General features: G+C 70.9%; 15 protein-coding genes. 5 read left to right on the forward strand and 10 right to left on the reverse strand.

Annotated features, from left to right (window positions below; translation table 11 throughout):
* Positions 1-17 precede the first annotated feature (17 nt).
* Positions 18-1058, forward strand: coding sequence for an alpha/beta hydrolase (locus NQU54_RS04015; protein ID WP_257629775.1), 1041 nt, complete (start codon positions 18-20; stop codon positions 1056-1058).
* A 72-nt stretch (positions 1059-1130) separates the two neighbouring features.
* Positions 1131-1874, forward strand: a complete 744-nt coding sequence (locus NQU54_RS04020) for a class I SAM-dependent methyltransferase (RefSeq protein WP_257629776.1) — start codon at positions 1131-1133, stop codon at positions 1872-1874.
* 12 nt (positions 1875-1886) lie between these two features.
* On the opposite strand, the gene NQU54_RS04025 is transcribed toward NQU54_RS04020, so the two are convergent.
* The 3 genes from NQU54_RS04025 to NQU54_RS04035 all read right to left on the reverse strand — a co-directional run bounded on the left by NQU54_RS04025 (position 1887) and on the right by NQU54_RS04035 (position 5153).
* A complete protein-coding gene (locus NQU54_RS04025) occupies positions 1887-2093 on the reverse strand; it encodes a hypothetical protein (RefSeq protein ID WP_257629777.1) in 207 nt (68 codons plus the stop codon).
* A 430-nt stretch (positions 2094-2523) separates the two neighbouring features.
* The gene (locus tag NQU54_RS04030; RefSeq protein WP_257629778.1) at positions 2524-3051 is read right to left on the reverse strand and encodes a MarR family winged helix-turn-helix transcriptional regulator; all 528 of its coding nucleotides are present in this window, start codon (positions 3049-3051) and stop codon (positions 2524-2526) included.
* On the reverse strand, positions 3048-5153 hold the full coding sequence (locus NQU54_RS04035) for an MFS transporter (RefSeq protein WP_441005737.1): 2106 nt from the start codon (positions 5151-5153) through the stop codon (positions 3048-3050). Before NQU54_RS04035 ends, NQU54_RS04030 begins: the two co-directional genes overlap by 4 nt.
* A 253-nt stretch (positions 5154-5406) precedes the next feature.
* On the opposite strand from NQU54_RS04035, the gene NQU54_RS04040 reads away from it, so the two are divergent.
* Complete coding sequence (locus tag NQU54_RS04040; protein ID WP_257629780.1) at positions 5407-6870, forward strand: catalase; 1464 nt, start codon at positions 5407-5409, stop codon at positions 6868-6870.
* Positions 6871-7055: 185 nt separating this feature from the next.
* On the opposite strand, the gene NQU54_RS04045 is transcribed toward NQU54_RS04040, so the two are convergent.
* On the reverse strand, positions 7056-7406 hold the full coding sequence (locus NQU54_RS04045) for a winged helix-turn-helix transcriptional regulator (RefSeq protein ID WP_069862475.1): 351 nt from the start codon (positions 7404-7406) through the stop codon (positions 7056-7058).
* Positions 7407-7464: 58 nt separating this feature from the next.
* Here NQU54_RS04045 and NQU54_RS04050 point away from each other — a divergent pair, with 58 nt between their 5' ends.
* Positions 7465-8352, forward strand: a complete 888-nt coding sequence (locus NQU54_RS04050) for an NAD(P)-dependent oxidoreductase (RefSeq protein ID WP_257629781.1) — start codon at positions 7465-7467, stop codon at positions 8350-8352.
* Positions 8353-8490: 138 nt separating this feature from the next.
* Complete coding sequence (locus tag NQU54_RS04055) at positions 8491-9012, forward strand: YceI family protein (RefSeq protein ID WP_257629782.1); 522 nt, start codon at positions 8491-8493, stop codon at positions 9010-9012.
* 46 nt (positions 9013-9058) lie between these two features.
* Here NQU54_RS04055 and NQU54_RS04060 read toward each other — a convergent pair whose 3' ends face one another.
* From NQU54_RS04060 to NQU54_RS04085, 6 genes are all read right to left on the reverse strand, one after another.
* Positions 9059-13318 (reverse strand): caspase family protein, encoded by a 4260-nt coding sequence (locus NQU54_RS04060; protein ID WP_257629783.1) that lies wholly within the window; start codon positions 13316-13318, stop codon positions 9059-9061.
* Positions 13308-14168, reverse strand: a complete 861-nt coding sequence (locus NQU54_RS04065; protein ID WP_257629784.1) for a hypothetical protein — start codon at positions 14166-14168, stop codon at positions 13308-13310. Before NQU54_RS04065 ends, NQU54_RS04060 begins: the two co-directional genes overlap by 11 nt.
* Positions 14169-14280: 112 nt before the next feature.
* Positions 14281-14835: a telomere-protecting terminal protein Tpg gene (tpg, locus tag NQU54_RS04070; protein ID WP_093701134.1), complete on the reverse strand. Its 555-nt coding sequence runs from the start codon at positions 14833-14835 to the stop codon at positions 14281-14283.
* Between the two features lie 6 nt (positions 14836-14841).
* Positions 14842-17082: a telomere-associated protein Tap gene (gene tap / locus NQU54_RS04075; RefSeq protein WP_257629785.1), complete on the reverse strand. Its 2241-nt coding sequence runs from the start codon at positions 17080-17082 to the stop codon at positions 14842-14844.
* A gap of 186 nt (positions 17083-17268) precedes the next feature.
* The gene (locus NQU54_RS04080) at positions 17269-17508 is read right to left on the reverse strand and encodes a hypothetical protein (RefSeq protein WP_069862461.1); all 240 of its coding nucleotides are present in this window, start codon (positions 17506-17508) and stop codon (positions 17269-17271) included.
* Between the two features lie 293 nt (positions 17509-17801).
* A complete protein-coding gene (locus tag NQU54_RS04085) occupies positions 17802-18293 on the reverse strand; it encodes an FBP domain-containing protein (RefSeq protein ID WP_257629786.1) in 492 nt (163 codons plus the stop codon).
* Positions 18294-18356 lie beyond the last annotated feature (63 nt).

Below are 18356 nucleotides of genomic sequence, written 5' to 3' on the forward strand. Positions count from 1 at the left end.
GTGCTTGGATGCCCGGTATGGATCTCTCCCCCACAGGCACTTCCGCTCCGAGACCGACGCCGGTGCCGCCCTTCGATCCCGAACTGAGTGTCGCGCTGGAATCCCTGGGCAACGGACCGCGGGCGCCGGTCACTCCGGAGAACCTCGCGGCCCGGCAGGAGCGGGACGCCGCGACCCGACCCAGGCCGACGGCCGAGGACCTCCGGGCGGACGGCCGTTTCGAGGTGACGGAGCTGTCTGTTCCGGCGCTGCGGGACGGGCCCGACGTCACGCTGGTGAGCGTGAGACCCGCCGGACGGGAAGGGCCGCTGCCGCTGCTGTACTACATGCACGGTGGCGCGATGATCATGGGCAACGCATGGTCGGTGCTGCCGCGGATCCAGCGCGAGTGGGTCCTTCCGCTGGACATGTGCGTCATATCGGTCGAGTACAGGCTGGCACCGCAGACGCGCTACCCCGGACCGCTCGAGGACTGCTACGCGGGACTCCTCTGGGCCACCGAACACGCGGCCGAACTGGGCATCGACACGGACCGGGTCATCATCGGCGGCAAGAGCGCGGGCGGTGGTCTGGCCGCGGCCCTCGCCCTGCTGGTCCGTGACCGCGGCGTTCCCGACGTCCTCGGGCAGTTGCTGCTGTGCCCGATGCTCGACGACCGCGGACACACCTTCTCCAGCCACCAGATGTCGGGCCTCGGCATGTGGGACCTCATCTCCAACGAGACCGCCTGGAAGGCACTGCTGGGCGACCGCCACGGCGCGGCGGACGTACCGCCCTACGCGGCCCCCGCCCGCGCCACCGACCTCTCCGGTCTCCCTCCGGCCTTCATCGACGTCGGCTCGGCGGAGATGTTCCGCGACGAGGACGTGGCGTACGCGAACGCGATCTGGCGGGCCGGCGGCCAGGCCGAACTGCACGTATGGCCCGGCGCCTACCACGGCTTCGACGGCTTGGCACCGCAGGCGGCCATCAGCAAGGACGCGCGCGACGCCCGCACCCGCTGGCTCAGGCGGCTCCTCACACACTCCAGGAGCACGGAGCCCCGGCCGGCCGGATGAACCGGGCGGGCCGGACCCGTCGGCCCCCAAAATCAGTGGACATCGCGTATCCCAGCGGTGAATGGTGGCGCCATGAACCAGGAGGAGATCTGGGACGTCGACGCCGCACAGCGCTATGACACGCCCGGCACGGGCATGTTCGCACCCGAGATCCTGGGGCCGACCGTGGACCGTCTGGCCGAGCTCGCGGGCGGCGGAGCGGCGCTGGAGTTCGCCATCGGCACCGGCCGGGTGGCCGTCCCGCTCGCCGGACGAGGGGTCCCCGTCACCGGTATCGAGCTGTCGCTTCCGATGGTCCGGCAACTGCGTACGAGGGCGGACGAAGCGACGATCCCCGTGATCGTGGGCGACATGGCCACGTCCGTGGCCCCCGGGGAGTACACACTCGTCTATCTCGTCTACAACACCATCTCCAATCTGCTCACCCAAGCCGAGCAGGTCGAGTGCTTCCGCAATGCCGCCCGCCACCTCGGGCCCGGTGGCAGGTTCGTGATCGAGCTCTGGGTGCCCGAGCTGCGCAAGCTGCCGCCGGGCCAGAAGGCCACGGTCTGGGAAACCGAGCCCGGCTACATCGGCTTGGACACCTACGACGTGCTGCGCCAGCACGTCGTCTCGCACCACTTCCGGTTCGACGAGAGCAAGCAGGCCCGGCTGACCCGCAGTCCGCACCGCTACATCTGGCCGGCCGAGCTCGACCTGATGGCCCAGCTGGCGGGATTCGCGTTGGAGAGCAGGCACGCGGACTGGTCCGGCGCCGAATTCACCGCCGAGTCGCGCTCGCACGTCTCCGTCTACCGAATCCCGTCGAACCGGTAGCCCCGCACCTGATCAGGGCCTACCCGTCGCGGCCACCGACCGGCAGACCATAGGCACATGGCCGTGGTCCCCAGGACCCCGGATCAGACGGGGGCGGATGACCATCGCGCGGATGCCGAATGAGGCGGCGGCCAGCACCTTGTCCTCGACGGCCTTGCGTGCGACGGCCGGCGGTTCGGCGGTGAAGGGCCCGGTGGCACCGATGATGAAGATTTCCATGACCGTCCCCTTCAGCCGGGCAGCGCGCTGACCTCGCCGCCGTCGGCGAAGAGGATCGCGCCATTCATATAGCTGCTCGCGGGACTGGCGAGGAAGGCGACGATCTCGAGTCGCGTGAGCTGATCACCCGCAGGCCCGACCCCGCGACCGACGGGCGCGCCAAGTCCTGATCGCCGAAGAGGGGCGCGCCCACCTTGACCGCGCCCGGCAGCGCCTCTCCGTCGCCGAGGCACGTCTGCTCGCCGACCTCGACGAGGACGACGCCCGCCAACTGCGCCGTCTCCTGACGCGCGTCGCCCAGACCGCTCAGCGCGAGGCGCCGGCCCCCGAGTCCAACTGCTGAGAAGGCTCAGCCGACCCGTGGGGCGGTGCCGACGTAGTCGCGGGCGGCGACCCTGGCCGAGCCACCACGCGAAGCACGCCGGCCCGGCTACGAGCCCATGGAGGCGGCCAGGGACTCCAGGGCGGGCAGCGCGGCGTACAGCGTTCGCCGCTCCTCGGGACTCAGCTTCTCGATCCGTGCGGCGAGCCGGGTGGCGGCCTCGCGGCGCACGGTGCGGAGGAGCTCACGACCCGGGTCGGTGAGGGCGATCAGACTGGCCCGGCGGTCCGCAGGGTCGGGCGTGCGCTCGATCCAGCCGGAGGCGTCGAGCAGATCGACCATGCGGGACGTGGTCGGCAGGGCGATGCCCAGCCGGGTCGCGAGGGCGCTGATGCGCATCGGGCCCTGGGTGGCGAGCGCTCCCAGGGCCGCCTGGCGGCTGGGGGTGAGATCACCGTGTTCGCCCCGGGCGCCCCGCAGGGCCGGGAGCAGATCCTGGATGGCGATACGGAGTCGTTCGGCCAGCTCCGCGGATTCCGGAACGGCGGGACGGGCTACATGGCCCGGGGCCACGGGGCCCGGAGTGACAGGGCCGGGGGCCGTGGGGCCCGGGGCGGTCGGATCGAGCGCGGTCATCTCAGCTCCTCGGATGGTGGGCCCGGCCCGCGGCCGGGCGGGGACGGAGGCGGTGACGGTGGTGGCTGTGGCCGTGGCCGTGACGGCTGTGGCTGTGACGGCTGTGGCTGTGACGGCTGTGGCTGTGATGGTGGTCCGGACTCCGGTGGGGGCACCGGCCGGGGTGCGGGCGCCGGGTGGCGGGAAGTGTCCTCGGGGCGCGCGGTGCACGCGACGCGCTCGGTGTGCTTGAAGTCGGCGGTGTGCTCGGTGTCGGCGACGTGCTCGGTGTGCTCGGTGCCCGCGGCCTGCTCGGCCTGCTCGGTGCCGGCGCCCGCCGTGCCGTCCGGGGCGGCCGCCGCCACCGCCGGTGCGGCGGCCTTCGGCCCGGTCGTGGGCCCGCCCTGGTGCACATAGCGCCCGCCGCGCAGGAGCGATGCCACGGCGGCCACCAGACACGCCGCGATGGCGAAGTCGAACGCGGCGGACAGGCCCTGGGCGAACGGCGGGGAGATCAGCGCCGGGAAGAAGCCGCGCCCGGTGAGATAGGCGGCGTGGTGGGCGGGCAGATGGCCGAGCACCTGCGGTCCGAGCAGGGTTTTCACCGGGTTGTAGCCGAGCAGCGAGGCGAACAGCACCCCGACCGGTGGCAGGGCGGCGACCCGGGCCGCGTCGGCGGGCGGAACCCCTTGCGCGGTCAGGCCGTGGGTGAGGGCGCCGGGGAGCGAACCGGCGAGCCCGGCGATCATCAAGGAGAAGAAGATGCCGATGGACAGGACAGTGGCCGAGTTCTGGAACGTGGTACTGATCCCGGCGCCGACCCCGCGCTGGTCGGGTGGCAGGCTGTTCATGATGGCCGCCCGGTTCGGGGAGCTGAACAGGCCCATGGCGATGCCGTTGACCAGCAGGATCCCGGCGAACACCGGATAGCCGAAGTTCACCGGCAGCTCCTCCAGCGCCACGAAGGTGGCGGCGGCCAGCAGCATTCCGCCGGTGGCGAAGGTACGGGCGCCGAACCGGTCGGACGCCCAGCCGGAGAAGGGGCCCGCGAGCAGGAACCCGATGGTCAGCGGCAGCATATAGATGCCCGCCCACAGCGGGGTCTCCTCGAAGCCGTAGCCGTGGCGGGGCAGCCAGATGCCCTGCAACCAGATGATCAGGATGAACATCAGGCCACCGCGGCCCAGCGCCGCCAGCAGACTGGCCACGTTTCCGGCGGTGAACGCGCGGATACGGAACAGGCCCAGGTGGAACATGGGCTGCGCGACCCGGTTCTCGATCACACAGAACACGCCCAGCACCGCCACTCCCCCGGCGATCGCGGCGATCACCGCGGGGTTGCCCCAGCCCATGGTCTGGCCACCATAGGGCTGGATGCCATACGTGATGCCGGACAGCACGGCGATCAGGCCGATGGCGAAGGTGACATTGCCCCACCAGTCCAGCCGGGCGGGGGTGCGCACACCGGTGTCCCGCAGCTTCAGATACGCCCAGACCGTGCCGAACACTCCGATGGGGACGGAGACCAGGAACACCAGGCGCCAGTCGAGCGGACCGAGCAGCCCGCCCAGGATCAGCCCGATGAAGGATCCGGCGATGCCCGCCACCTGGTTCAGCCCCAGGGCGAGACCGCGCTGATCGGCGGGGAAGGCGTCGGTGAGGATGGCATTGGAGTTGGCCATCAGCATGGCGCCGCCCACACCCTGGAGCACTCGCATCCCGATCAGCCATAGAGCGCCGGACGTGCCCTGCATCCAGGTCACGGAGAGCAGCACGGAGAACACGGTGAAGACCGCGAACCCCAGGTTGTACATCCGCACCCGGCCCAACATGTCCCCCAGCCGCCCGAAGCTCACCACGAGCACGGCGGTGACCACCATGTAGCTCATGATCAGCCACAGCAGCAGGCTGGTGTTCCCGGGGCGCAGCGGATCCACGCCGATGCCACGGAAGATGTCCGGCAGCGCGATCAGCATGATCGAGATGTTGATCGTCGCGATGAGAACGCCCAGCGTGGTATTGGACAGGGCGATCCACTTGTATCGCGACCCCGCGCCGCCGTCCGCATAAGGCCGTACGGCCCCCTCGGCTCCGGCCGTACGCCGCTCGGTCATCCCACCCACCGAGCATCACTCCCATCGGGAGTTGGTTGCTTGACATCAACCAACCTAATCCCGATATGTCCCATCTCCAAATGGGATCATGCGGCGCCCGCCGACCGCCGATTCACCCGGACGGTCGCCGGGCGGGCGGCGTGGCAGGACAACGGCCCGATCGCGGCGAAATACTCCTATGGAGCCCTGACCGGGTCAGCGGCGCGCGGGGGGATTCGGCTGGTGGCCGAGACGACCGGACCCATGAGCGAAGGACGCAGACGTGAGTGAACGCCCGCCCCATACGACCACGGATGCCGGCTCTCCCGTCGGCAGCGACGAGTACTCACTCACCGTCGGCGCCGGCGGTCCCGTCCTGCTCCAGGACACCTATCTGATCGAAAAGCTGGCCCACTTCGTCCGCGAGCGCGTCCCCGATCGCGTGTACCACGTGAAGGGCGGCGGTGCGTTCGGCTACTTCGAGGTGACCGCCGATGTCACCGAGTGGACCAAGGCCGCCTTCCTGAACGAGGTCGGCAAGCGCACTCCGGTGCTGCTCCGCTTTTCATCGGTGGCCGGCGAGGAAGGGTACCCGGATTCCGACCGCGATGTGCGCGGCTGGGCCATGAGATTCTATACGGAGCAGGGCAACTACGACCTCGTCGGCAACAACACCCCCGTCTTCTTCGTACGCGACCCCATGAAGTTCCCGGACTTCATCCATTCACAGGAGCGGATGCCCGCCACCGGTCTGCGCAGCAACAACATGCAGTGGGATTTCTGGACCCTTTCCCCGGAGTCCGCCCATCAGGTGACGGTCCTGATGAGCGATCGCGGCACCCCGCGCACCTGGCGGCATATGAACGGCTACAGCAGCGACACGTATATGTGGGAGAACGCCGCGGGCAAGAAGTTCTGGGTCAAGTACCACTTCAAGACCGAGCAGGGAATTGAGAACTTCACCGACGCAGAGGCCAAGGCGATGCGCGCCGAAGATCTCGACTGTCACCGCCGTGATCTGTGGGACGCGATCGCCCGCGAGGAATATCCGTCATGGCGCCTCGAAATGCAGATCATGCCCTATGAGGAAGCGGCGGACTACCGCTTCAACCCGTTCGACATCACCAAGGTCTGGCCGCACGCGGACTATCCGCCCATGACCGTCGGGCGCCTGGTACTCGACCGCAACCCCGAGAACTTCTTCGCCCAGATCGTGCAGGCCGGATTCGACGTGGCGAACTTCGTCCCGGGAATCGGGCCCAGCCCGGACCGGATGGTAATGGCGCGGATGTTCGCCTACGGGGATTCGAGCCGCTATCGCACCGGCCCGAACTATGCGCAGCTCCCCGTCAACCAGCCGCTCAGCGGGGTGCACAACTACAACAAAGACGGCCCGATGCGCTACCACCACAGCGGGAATCAGCCGGTCTACGCACCGAACAGCTACGGCGGCCCCAAGGCCGACCCCCAGCGCTTCCGCGACCCCAGCTGGTTCACGGAGGCCGCCGAGATCATGCGCGCGGCCTATGAGGCACACCCGGAAGACGACGACTTCGTCCAGCCCGGCATGCTCTACCGCCAGGTGATGACGCAGACCGATCGAGACCATCTGGTCGGCAACATCGTCGCGCATCTGAGCCAGGGCGTGGAGCGGTCCATGCAGGAACGGGCGGTCGGCGACTACTGGACGAGAGTGGACTCCGACCTCGGCGCGCGCATCGCACGGAGCCTGGGTCTGAAACCTTGAACGCGGACGGCGGGGGCGCTTGGGCGCGGGGCCGCGTGGCCACCAGGCTTCCGGCCCAGGATGACGAATGGCGTCCGCGGTACCCACTTATTTGTGGGTACTTGGCAGCGACGGGCGGCCGAGCGAATCTTGTTGCGGGCGGCCGGCGGGGCCACCGGATCGGATGAGACGGAGGTGGTGTCGCGTCAGAGGCCCGGCTGGGCCTCGGCCAGCTTCTCCAGACGGCGATGGCCCCAATCGGACAGGGGAGCCAACGCCTCGGAGAGGTCACGGCCGAACGCGGTCAGGGAGTAGACGGTCTTCAGCGGCAGCACATCGTGCACTTCCCGGTGCACCAGCCCATCCGTCTCCATCTCACGGAGCGCCTGAGTCAGCACCTTCTCGCTGAGGCCCGGCAGCCGCCGGCGCAGCTCACCGGGGCGATGCGGACCGGACTCCAGCGCCCAGAGCAGGGCGGTCTTCCACTTGCCGTCGATCACGGCGATCGCGGCGGTCACTCCACAGACGTTGGTGTCCTGGGCACGGCTGCGCGTCATCGTCACCCTATTTCTTGTGTGTCATCACTTACACGTATATGTATACGGGAGTTGGGCCATGTCCATGCACTCCGAACAGTCTGCCGTCACCGTGCTCGGTCTGGGGCCGATGGGCCGCGCACTGGCCGGTGCGTTCCTGGACGCCGGGCTGCGGACCACGGTCTGGAACCGGACTCCGGGCAGGGACCGGGAGCTGATCGAGCGGGGCGCGGTCGGCGCGCCATCGGCGGAAGAGGCGGTCGCCGCCGGCGAGTTGACCGTGGTCTGCGTGGTGAACTACGACGCGTCGGATGCGATCCTGCGGCGCCACGCGGTCACCGACGCGCTCAAGGGACGCACCGTCGTGAGTCTGACCGCGGACACTCCGGACCGGTCCCGGGACACATCGGAATGGGCCGCCGGGCACGGTATCCGGTACCTCGATGGCGCGATCATGACGCCTACCACCACCATCGGAACCCCTGCCTCGGTGTTCATCCACAGCGGCCCGGCGGAGCTCTACCAGGAGCACCGGCCCGTGCTGGAGGCGCTGGGCGGCACCCACACCCACCTCGGCGAGGAGATCGGCCGGGCGGCGGCCTACGACATCGCGCTGCTCGACATCTTCTGGACGGCGATGGCGGGCTACGCACACGCCCTGGCGGTGGCGCGGGCGGAGGGAATCAGCGCTCGGGAGCTGGCGCCCTTCGCCAAGGGCATCGGCGCGATCCTCCCGCCGCTCTTCGAGGAGACCGCGGAGGAAGTGGACCGAGGCGGTTTCTCCGGTGCAGGCAACCCGATCACCTCGGCGGTATCGTCCATGGCCCATATCGTCCACACCTCCGAGGGCCACGGCATCGACGCGGGTGTGATGCGCGCGGCGGAAGGCATGGCCCGCCGGGCCATCGGGCTGGGCCATGGCACCGATGGGTTCATCCGCGTCGCCGAGGTGCTGGGCCGCCGCTGAGAACCCTCGGTTCGCGGGATATCCACGCAAACCAGGTACCGCTCCGCCGCCGTTGTTCGACGAGGGCTGGTGCAGCCGCCGGAGTGTACGAGATTCTGATCCACTCAGGCGGGTCTTCAGCCGACGGAGGCTACGAACATGGCGATATCAAACGCGGCGGAGCGGTCCTCACCGGCCGCGGGCAGCTACGAGATCGATCCGGCGGCATCGACCGTTCGCTTCGATACGCGTGCCTTCGGGCTGCTCCCGGTCCATGGGATGTTCACCATCGGACAAGGCCGGATCACCGTCGCCGAGACGCCGGAGGAGTCGTCGGTGGACGTCGAGTTGGACGCGGCCAGCTTCGCGTCCGGCATTCAGCGGCGCGACGACCACGTACGGTCGTCCGACTTCCTGGACGTGGAGCGACATCCCACGATCCACTTCCGGTGCCGCGGCCTGGAGCGGACCGCTCAAGGCGATGTGCTGCAAGGAGAGTTGACCGTCTGCGAAGTGACCCGGCCGGTGGTTGTCACGATCGGCTCCGTGGTGGCCGAAGGCAAGCGGATCACGGCCAATGGCACCGCCTCGATCGACCGATACGCCTTCGGTGTCAGCAAGTCCAAAGGCATGGTGGGTCGCCGGCTGAAGATCACCTTGGACATCGTCGCCGGCCGCTGAGCACATCGGGTGTGCGGTCCGGCCGACGAGCGCGCCTCACTCCGGCTTACCGGCCGAGAAACCGGCCACCGTCCTCTTCGCGCCCGCGCCGGGCGCGCCGTTCGAGCACCACGACGTCGCGCCCGGTGCCGATGACCACTTCTTGTCCGGGTCCCATGCACAGCCGCCGGTGGACGGGTCCTCCCCCGTCGAAAACCGCCAGCTCGGCCGTGGTGCGAAGGTCGAAGATGCGGACGGTCAGGTCGTAACCGGCGGTGATGGCCACGGGTCGGCCGTCGATCACACCGCAGACCACTTCGACCACCCACGATTGGCCGAGGGTGGCGCGGACGTCACCGGTGGTCAGATCCCACACCCGCACCGGGTCACGCCCGGCGGTGACCGCCACGGGACGACCGTCAACGCTCGCGCACGCCACCGCGTCCAGCCCTTGGGCAAGGCCGGAGAGGGTGGTGCGCAGGTCGCCCGTGGTCAGATCCCACACCCGCAGCCTGGTGTGGTCGCCCACGACGGCCACGGGACGACCGTCGACCGTCGTACACGCCAGCGTGGCGCTCCAGGCCCCCTCATGGGGCAGGGTCATACGCGGTGTGAACGCGGTCAGGTCCCACACCCGTACGGCGTCACGGCCCGCGGTGACGGCCACGGGGCGATCGTCGACCGTCGTGCACGCCACCGCGTCCACCGTGTCGGTGTGGCCGGTGAGGGTGGCTCGGAGGGCGCCGGTCGTCAGGTCCCAGACCCGTACCGTCCTTTCCCATCCGGCCGTGATCGCCAGGGGACGGCCCTGGACGGTGGCACAGGCCACCGCCCTCAGGGGGCTGCGGTGCCCGGCGAGGGTCGTGCGGAGGGCGCCGGTGGCCAGATCCCAGACGTGCACGGCGGCGTCACGGCCGGCGGTGACGGCGACCGCGCCGCTGTCCACGATGCCGCACGCCACCTCGGCGATGTCGTCGGTGTGGCCGTCGTCCGGCATGTTCCCACCGGCCGCGCCCGCCAGGTCCCACACCCGCAGCATCGCGTTTCCACTGGTCGTCACGGCCACGGGCCGGCCGTCGACCGTGGCGCAGGCCAGCGCCTCCACCGAATCGCCTTCGCCGTCGAGGGCGGCGACGAATGCGGCGTACAGAGCACCGGAGGTCAGATCCCACACCCGCACCCCGTCATGGCCCGCGGTGACCACCACGGGCCGGCCGTCGACCTCCGTGCACGCCACCGAGCTCACCTCGCCGCTGTGCCCCGTCAGAGTGGCGTGCGGGGCTCCCGTGGTCAGATCCCACACCCGCACCGCCAGGTCCTTGGCGATGACCGCCACGGGGCGCCCGTCGACGGTGGCGCACGCCACCGACCTCATGTGTTCACCGTCGTCCTGGTCGTCGGCGGAGGCGACGGGGAAGTCGATGTGGAGGGTGTGGGTGGTCAGGTCCCACACTCGCGCCACGTCCTCATCGCTGACGGTGACAGCCATGGGCCGGCCGCCCACGGTGGTGCAGGCCACCGCCTGCACCCAGGTGTCGCGGCCCGAGAGAGTGGCGCGGAGGGCGCCGGTGGCCAGGTCCCACACCCGCAGGGCCCGACCGCTGCTGGTGACGGCCACGGCCCTGCCGTCGACGGTCGCACACGCCACCGCGAACAGATGCCAGTCGTCGCCCGTGAGGGTCGCCCGCAGAGTGCCGTCGGCCAAATCCCAGACCAGCGCCTGCTTATCGCAGCCGACGACGGCCACGGGAGCGCCGTCGACACTGGCGCAGGCCACCGCGGAGGCACCGAAGCCATGGCCGTACAGGGTGGCGTGGAGGGCGCCGGTGGCCAGGTCCCACACCCGCACCGCGTCGTCGTGGCCGCCTACGACGGCCATGGGCCGGCCGTCGATCGTGGTGCGGGCCACCGCGTTCATCGAGCCCTCGTCACCGGGGACACTGGCGTACAGGGCCGGGGAGGTCTGCTGCCCGGTGGCCCAGCGGGGTCGCCATTCGAGCGGCTCCGCGAGCGCGGCACACAGCCGGCCGGCCGCGAACCTGGCGGCGTCGGTGGCGAGTACATGGCGCCGGCGGCGGGGGCTGAGCGGTCGGTGCACCGTGGCGGACGCCCGGTAGACGGCGGCGGTGAGCCGCCCTTCGTCCGTGTGGACGTCGCGCAGTGCGAGGAGCAGTCCGTCGGGTTCGGCGTGGACCAGGTAGCCGGCGTCCATGAGGAGATCGTCCAGCAGTCCGCACCGCCCGGCGTGGGTCGCCAGATGCCGCAGCGCGTAGGGGTGGGCGCGGGTCCAGTCCCGCGAACCGTCGAGCCCGGGAGGCACCCGTGCGAGCAGCACCCGCGTGAACGCGCGGTGGACGGTGGCCTCGTCCGCACCGTCGCGGAGATGCTCGGCCAGCGCCTGGTGGTAGAGGCGGTAGGCGGAGCGGCCCGCCGCGGGCGCCTCGACGACGTAGGAGCCCGCGCGGCGGCGCAGCCGGAGCAGGTCGTCGTCGGTGTAGGTCACTCCGGCGATACGGGAGGCGAGCAGGGCCCAGATGTCCTCCCACGGCAGCCCCTGACCTTCGGCGAAGGCGAGCGGAAGGAGCAGATCCCGTACCCGCGCGGCGTCCGGGCCCAGCCGGGTCTCCAGGTCCTGGCGCATCGCGTCGCTGGGCAGACGGGGAAGGCTCCGGCGCCATACGGGGTCCTGCGGATCGGGCACGGCGGGGTCGGCGGCGAGGGTGCCACTGGTGATCCGGGCCACCAGGAACGACGGCTCGGACGCCTCCGCCACCGCCCGTGCGACGGCCCGGAGCGCCGGGGCGGGCTGACGCCGGTAGGGGCTGTCGGCGGCGGAGTCGAGCAGACCGCGGGCGGCGTAGGCGGTCAGGGCGTCGAGGTCGGCGTAGCGCGGGGCGTCGAGATCGATGCTGCTCTCACGCTGGAGGCCGAGGTCCTTCAGCAGATGCGGACGGGTGCCGACCAGCAGCCGCAGCCGGCCGCACGCGTGGTCGACCAGAGGCCGCAGCAGACGCCGGACCAGGTGCTCGGGGTCGCCCGCCTCGTCCAGGGCGTCGATGAGGACGGTCAGCGGAACCGAGCGCCCGGACAGGGCCTCCAGCAGACTTCCGGGCGTGTCCGCGTCGGTGCGGGCGGCCGCGGAGATCCCGCGCAGCACCTGATCCGTCGTCAGGCCCTGTGCGTAGAGCGCCACATCGGCCGCGCCGGCCGGCGGGACCGCCGCGGGCGGCAGCCCCAGGGCGTGCAGGGGTACGGTCGCCCGGCGGTCGGGGTCGGCGAGGGCCGCGATCAGGCCCAGTACGGCGGTCTTGCCCGATCCGGGGGCGGCGGTCACCGCCAGCAGGGGCCGCCCCGGGTCCGGGGTGGCCAGCCATCGGGTGATGTCGGTCAGCGCCGCGTGGCGCCCCAGGAACCACCATCCGCGGGCCGGTCCCTGGTATCCCATCGCCCGGGTCAGCAGCCGCGTCCGGTACTCGACGGCACGCCGTTCGTCCTGGGCCTCCCACTCACCGGCCCGCTGGATCGCCAGGTCCACCTCGGTCGGCCGGGACCGGTGCCGGGGGTTGGGCAGGAACGGCGGGACCCTGCCGGTCAGGAGGGACAGGCTGGCGCTGATCGTCTGGAACCCGGGCCGCTCGGAGTCGGCGTTCATCGCCGAAACCACCGCGTCCACCGCCAGTGTCGAGGGGGCGTGGCCGGCCGTGGGCAGGCCGTCCACCGCCCTCCGCAGCAGATGGGGGAAGGCGCCGGTCCGGGCCTGCTCGGCGGGCTGGGCGGAGGTGACCACGGCCAGGCCGGATCCCGACGTGCGCTCCCAGCTGTGGGCCATCCGGGTCAGCGCCGCGGCGGTGAGTTCGTTGCCACCGCGTCCGGAGTAGCAGGTGTCGAGCATCAGCAGCACCCGCCGCACCCGGGTGCCGAGCAGCATCTTGCGGGCCAGCTCGGCGGTGGGCAGCGCGTCGGCGATGTCCTCGGGGTCGGTGTCGGCGGTGAGCAGGACATGCTCCTCGCTGCCTTCGAGCACCTCGCCATGGCAGGCGATGTAGACCGTGAGCAGGTCCGTGGGCCGCCGCTCCGGGGAGCGGCAGAACTCCCGCAGCCGCGTGGTCAGTTGCTCACGCGTCGGGTTCAGTCCGAGCTCATTGACGTGCTCGTACCCCATGGGGCCGGTGAACAGGTCGATGATCTCCTCGCGGGCGGCGGCCAGGCCGGGGCGGTTCCACCCGGGCTCGTGGCGGTGGTTCGCCACGGCGGTGGCGATCAGGAATCGCCTCTCGGTGTCGCTCTCCTGGACGCGGCTCCCCTCGCGGTCGGTGTCATGGAGCACGCAGACCCCCGGCGATCGCTTCGCCCGTATGCGCCTCGGTCAGATAGGCGGTGACATCGTGGGCATGCGCCCCGTTGTGGACGATCGCGTTGCGCACCCGGTCACCGAACCGGGGGCGGAGGTCCTTCTCGAGCGCCACCACATCCCCGTGGTCGGCGATATTGGTCCACCTCATCCGCTCCGTACCGGGCCACCGGCCGCGCCCCTCCTCCGGCGCGGGGTCGAGGCGGTGGAAGACCAGATGGGCGATGCCCAGCGGGGAACCGAGTGTGACCAGGGCCCGTACGGGGTGCTCCGGCAGCGCGCACAGCGCCTCATAGGCCACGACCGACCCCAGCGAATGGGCGACCACCACTTCGGTGTCCGCCGTGATCCGGTCCACCACCCGCTGCCGGGCGGCCCGCCGCACCTCGACGTCGAGGAGGTAGCGGCTGACCTGTTTGAGGTCGAAGACCAGGGCGCGCAACGCGACCCCGGCGAAGAACCTCGAACGGGACAGCTGTCGCAGCGCCGCCTGCACCGACGCCGGTGTGCGCACCAGGGTGTCCGCGTCCGGTGGGGCCACCGTCTCGTCCACCGCCGCGGCCTGCCGCCACCAGGCCAGCAGCAACTCCCGCTCCAGTCCGGGGGCGACGTCCGCCGCGGTGAGGACCGGATCGCCGACGGCGAGCAGCTCCCCGGGCGGACGGAACAGATCCCCGTAGAAGGCCATCGCGACCTCCGCGTCGGCCACAGGGGCGTGGGCGGCACGTGTCAGACCGTCGGCCAGCGCCGGCCGCCACGCGCTGAGCAGGACCTGCTCGCCCTTCATCTGTTGGGCGATGCCATGCACACCCACGACACGAGCCATGCCGCTCCTCAGCTCCGTACCGAACCCTCACCCCTCGACCCTACTGACCGCACCACGGCCCAACTGGAGTGCGTCGCCGCACAGTTGTGCGGTTGATGAAAGCAGCCGGGGCTCACAGGTCGACCTCGATGTAGTCGATGTCGGTGAACTCCACCAGCAGGCCCTGGGCGCGGCGGCCACGGTCCTTGAAGTAGATCTCCTGGAGGCCCTCGGCCGCGATGTCGATGAGCTGCTGTTCGGCCGCGCCCTGCTCCTGGGCGTCGAAGAGCCGGGCGGCGTACCGCGGTGGCAGCGCCTGGGTGATGTGGCGCAGCCGGGCGTCGTCGGTGGTGCCGGGGGCGGCGGTGAAGCCGAAACGGGCGCGGGTGTCGAGGACGAGACCGCCCGTGGTGGCGGCGTGCTGTTTGGCCTTGGCGCGGATCTGCGGCTGCCACCGCTTCCTCACCTCGCGCTCCATCCGGGTGGCGAGGGGCTGACGCGGCCGCTTGAGCTGGTCCTTGACGTAGCGCTCGACGGTGCGCTGGGAGATGCCGAGCAGGTCGGCCACCGGCCGGGTGCCCTTGAGCTGCCTGACCAGATAACGCATCCGCGCACCCGCCGACTTGGGGATGGGGCGGGTGAAGGCGCCCTCCACCGCCTTGTCCAGGCCCTCCGCCAGCTTGCCCATCGTCTTCTACTCCCCGTTGTCCGGGCCGGTGACCTGGCCGTCCTTGATGTACCGGGCGAGGTTGAGGTCGTCGCCGTGCTCCTCGCGCACGCCCTCGGCCCACAGTGTCGTCTGGGTGCCCTCGTGCTTGACCATCCCCGGACTCACACCGATCCGGAAGCCGCCCGGCAGCGGTTTGCCGTCCTTGTGGGGCAGGAAGTCCAGCGGGCCGGGCCCGTCGGAGGGGTAGACGGCGCAGTCCGAGAGGACCGCCACCGGGTACTGGCCGGTGACCGCCGCCATCTTGAGCATCTTGCGGTGCATATTGATCCGTGCCTTGGAGATGACCGCCGCGCGGATGTCCGGCCGCCAGGTCGGGCGCTGGAGCGCCGGCCACGGCTGACCGGGGCGCCAGCCACCGCCGCGGGGACGCTCCCGCAGCTTGCCGATGCCGCCCTTGACGGTCGCCTTGATCGCGGAGAGGACGATCGCCATCCGCGGGTCGGCCTGCCGGTGGCCGTCCATCGCGGCCAGGAACTCCCGCGGCCCCATGCCGGTGGTGACCCCCAGGTCGGCCATCGTGGCGACATAGGCGTCCCGCAGCCGTGAGTACCAGGCGTCCAGATAGCGGCCGTTGTCCGGGCGGAGGTACGCCTCGACGGGGGCGACGCCGTAGCCGAGCTCGACGGCGTAGGCGACGGTCGGGGTGGCGTACCAGGCGGGTCCCGACGGCCGCTCCCCGGTCGGGGTGAAGGGGCTCGGCAGGCGTGGATCGAGTTCGATGTGGGAGAGGTCCACCAGCCAGGAGCCGGGGACCTTCGGGTCGAACGGCGGCCGCTTGACGTGCACGGGCTCGCCGAGGCCGAAGACGGTGCCGTTGGCGGCCGCGGCGAAGGCCATGTTGACGTCGATGCCGACCACATAGCGCTTGGCGCATTCGTCGTCGGTGAGCGGCCGCGCCCAGTCGTACGCCTCCTCCACCAGGACCTCATCGGGGGTGCGCTGGTGGAAGCGCGGCAGATGCGCCAGCAGGGGGTGGCCGTCCGGGGCCTCGGGCGGGGCGCACCGCACCGGCTGGGTGCCCAGCGAGCCGGGGTTGTGCTCGCCGTGCCGCCGGCCGCTGTCGTCCGGCTCACCGGCGCGGGTGGGCGGGTGCAGAGCGGTCATCAGCTCCAGGCCGGTGACGGCGGTGGAGCCGCAGGGGGTCATGACGCGGTCGGCGTAGGTGCCCAGCAGATGCGCCAGATCGGCGGGCGGCAACTGCGCGGCCCCGCCCCAGGAGCGCGCGTCGAGGGCGTCCCAGCCCAGCACGCACAGCTGGACGCAGGCGCGCCGCGAGCCCTCGGCGGGGCGGTAGATCCGCGCCCACGGGCCGAGCCCACGCCGGGTGAGGCGCCAGTCGGCCCGCTCCAGCTGCTCGAGGACCTTGTGGCCCTCGGACAGTCTCCCGGCCCGGCGCTCCTCGTCGGTCAGCCGGGCCGGGAGGCCGAAGCGCACCGCGGCCGCGTCGGTGAGCACCACCACCGGGTCGGCGTCCCTGCCGTTGCGGTTCAGCCGAGGCGCGCCCAGCCGCGCCTCGGCCAGAGTCCACTCCACGAGGGACGGCAGGGACTTGGCCGGTGTGTCCAGCACCAGTCCGCCGGGGCAGTACGCCCAGACCTCGCCATCGGCGACATTTACGACCGCCAGGGGGCCGTTGGCGAAGCGCGGGTCCACGGCGGGGGCCGCCATGGTGGTGTCGGCCGCCGCCGTCGCGGGCTTCTTCGCATCCGGGCGGCGCGACGCGGACGGCCGGGGCGGGTGGGACCGCTGCGCCGGGGGCGTGGCGGGTCGCCGGGGCGCGCCCTGTGCGGGGGGCGCCCCGGGGCCCTCGTGACTCCGCGCCGGGGAATGGTCCCGCCCCGGGGAAGGACCCTGGTCCGGGTGCGGGGGTCGCGTCGGTGTGGGCCGGGCGGGAGGTGACAGCTCGGGGGCGGCGGGGGCCGGACCCGTCCCCGGCGCCTCCGCGGCCGGGGTGGGGAAGCGGGCGGCCAGGCCCTTCAGAAGCCGGGCGTAGGCGGCACGCTTCGGCTGCCGGGGCTCGGTTCTGCCGGATTCCCAGTTGCCCACCGCTTCCCGGCGGATGTCCAGCGCCCTGGCGATCTCGGCCTGGCTCAGTCCCGCGGCCTCGCGCAGCCTCTTGCGCTCCGCGGGTGGCGGAAGATCGTCCTGGGCGACCTGTTCCAGGAGCGCGTCAACAGCGCTGAACAACTCGTCCTCAGCGGGCACGGGGCTCACCTCCGGCCAGACCCTATCCCAATCGCTCTCTGTAGCGCATACTCCATCGCACCCTCAACCGCTCCTTCCGCAAAGGCGGTAGCGGTGCGGAGACCTGAGCCGTTCCGGGCCACGGAGGACGGCGGGCCGGCCGAAAAGCACGGCCGGCCCTGTGAGCGGCGGCGCAGACGGAGCTGATTAATCGTCAACGCACTTGGGGTACTTCGAGCCCCGGTTGCAGTCGTGATAGTCATACTTACTGACACGGAACTTCTTCTCATTACCCCCCTTGGCCGGATTGACGACCAAGTAGAACTTCTTCCCGTCCTTGACCTTGTCGGTGACCTGGCCGTCGGGGCCTCGGTCGAAATCCTGCGCGCAGCCGGCGAGCGAGGCAAAAGCGGTCAATACCAAAAGGGCGGCGGCAAGGCGACGCATATGGTGCTCCGATCAACTTGGGGACCGGCACAGTCTAGGAGAGACACACCACCGGCAGCACCGCCCGGGATGCCCATGGCCGGCAACGACAGCACGTCCGGCAAAAGCCCCGAAGAATGACCGGCGGACGCCCTCACCCCCTCCACCAAAACATCACACTTCAGGGGGTACGGGTTCCAAAGAGTTCGATATCCCTTCCCCCGACAGCTCGGTGGCCGTCAGCCCCATTTCGGTTCGCGTTTCTTGCGTAAGCCGTCTTCTCCCGCCTTGGACCGGTACACGGTGTGGCGCTGCTACGCGGTCACCTTGGCGAGGAACGCGGCGACGTTCGCCACGGTCCGCTGGATCTTCTCCTCCAGCGTGAGGGACTCGGGGGGCCGCGATCCGGAGCCCGCGTCCTTCTTGCCCCGCACATACAGCGAGCAGGCGAGGTCGCTGCATATGTAGGCACCCACCGAATTGCCCTGCTGCCTGGCCTTGCCCGCCTTCGGCGCGACCATCAGGGAGACGCCGCCGGTGTGGGCGGTCAGGCACATCGAGCACATGCTGCGCCGCGCCTGCCAGGAGGCGGGGCCGGGGCAGCGCAGCGCGAGGGCGGTCGGGCGGCCGTCCAGTTCGGTGACGAGGTAGGCGCGGCCGGGGGCCTGGGGATCTCGCCAGCCCAGGTAGTCCAGATCGTCCCAGGGCCGGTCGGCCAGGTCGCGGGGGACGGAGAGGCGCTTCGCCTCGCCCTTGGTGCAGTTCACGAACGCGGCACGGATCTCTTGCTCAGTCAGCGGCTTCATATACCGCAGGCTAATTTGCCTAAAGGTGTTAGGCAAATGCATAATCGGCTCCGGCAAGGGAGA

It is taken from the genome of Streptomyces malaysiensis subsp. samsunensis, from assembly GCF_024519315.1.
In the GTDB taxonomy this organism is placed as follows: domain Bacteria; phylum Actinomycetota; class Actinomycetes; order Streptomycetales; family Streptomycetaceae; genus Streptomyces; species Streptomyces malaysiensis.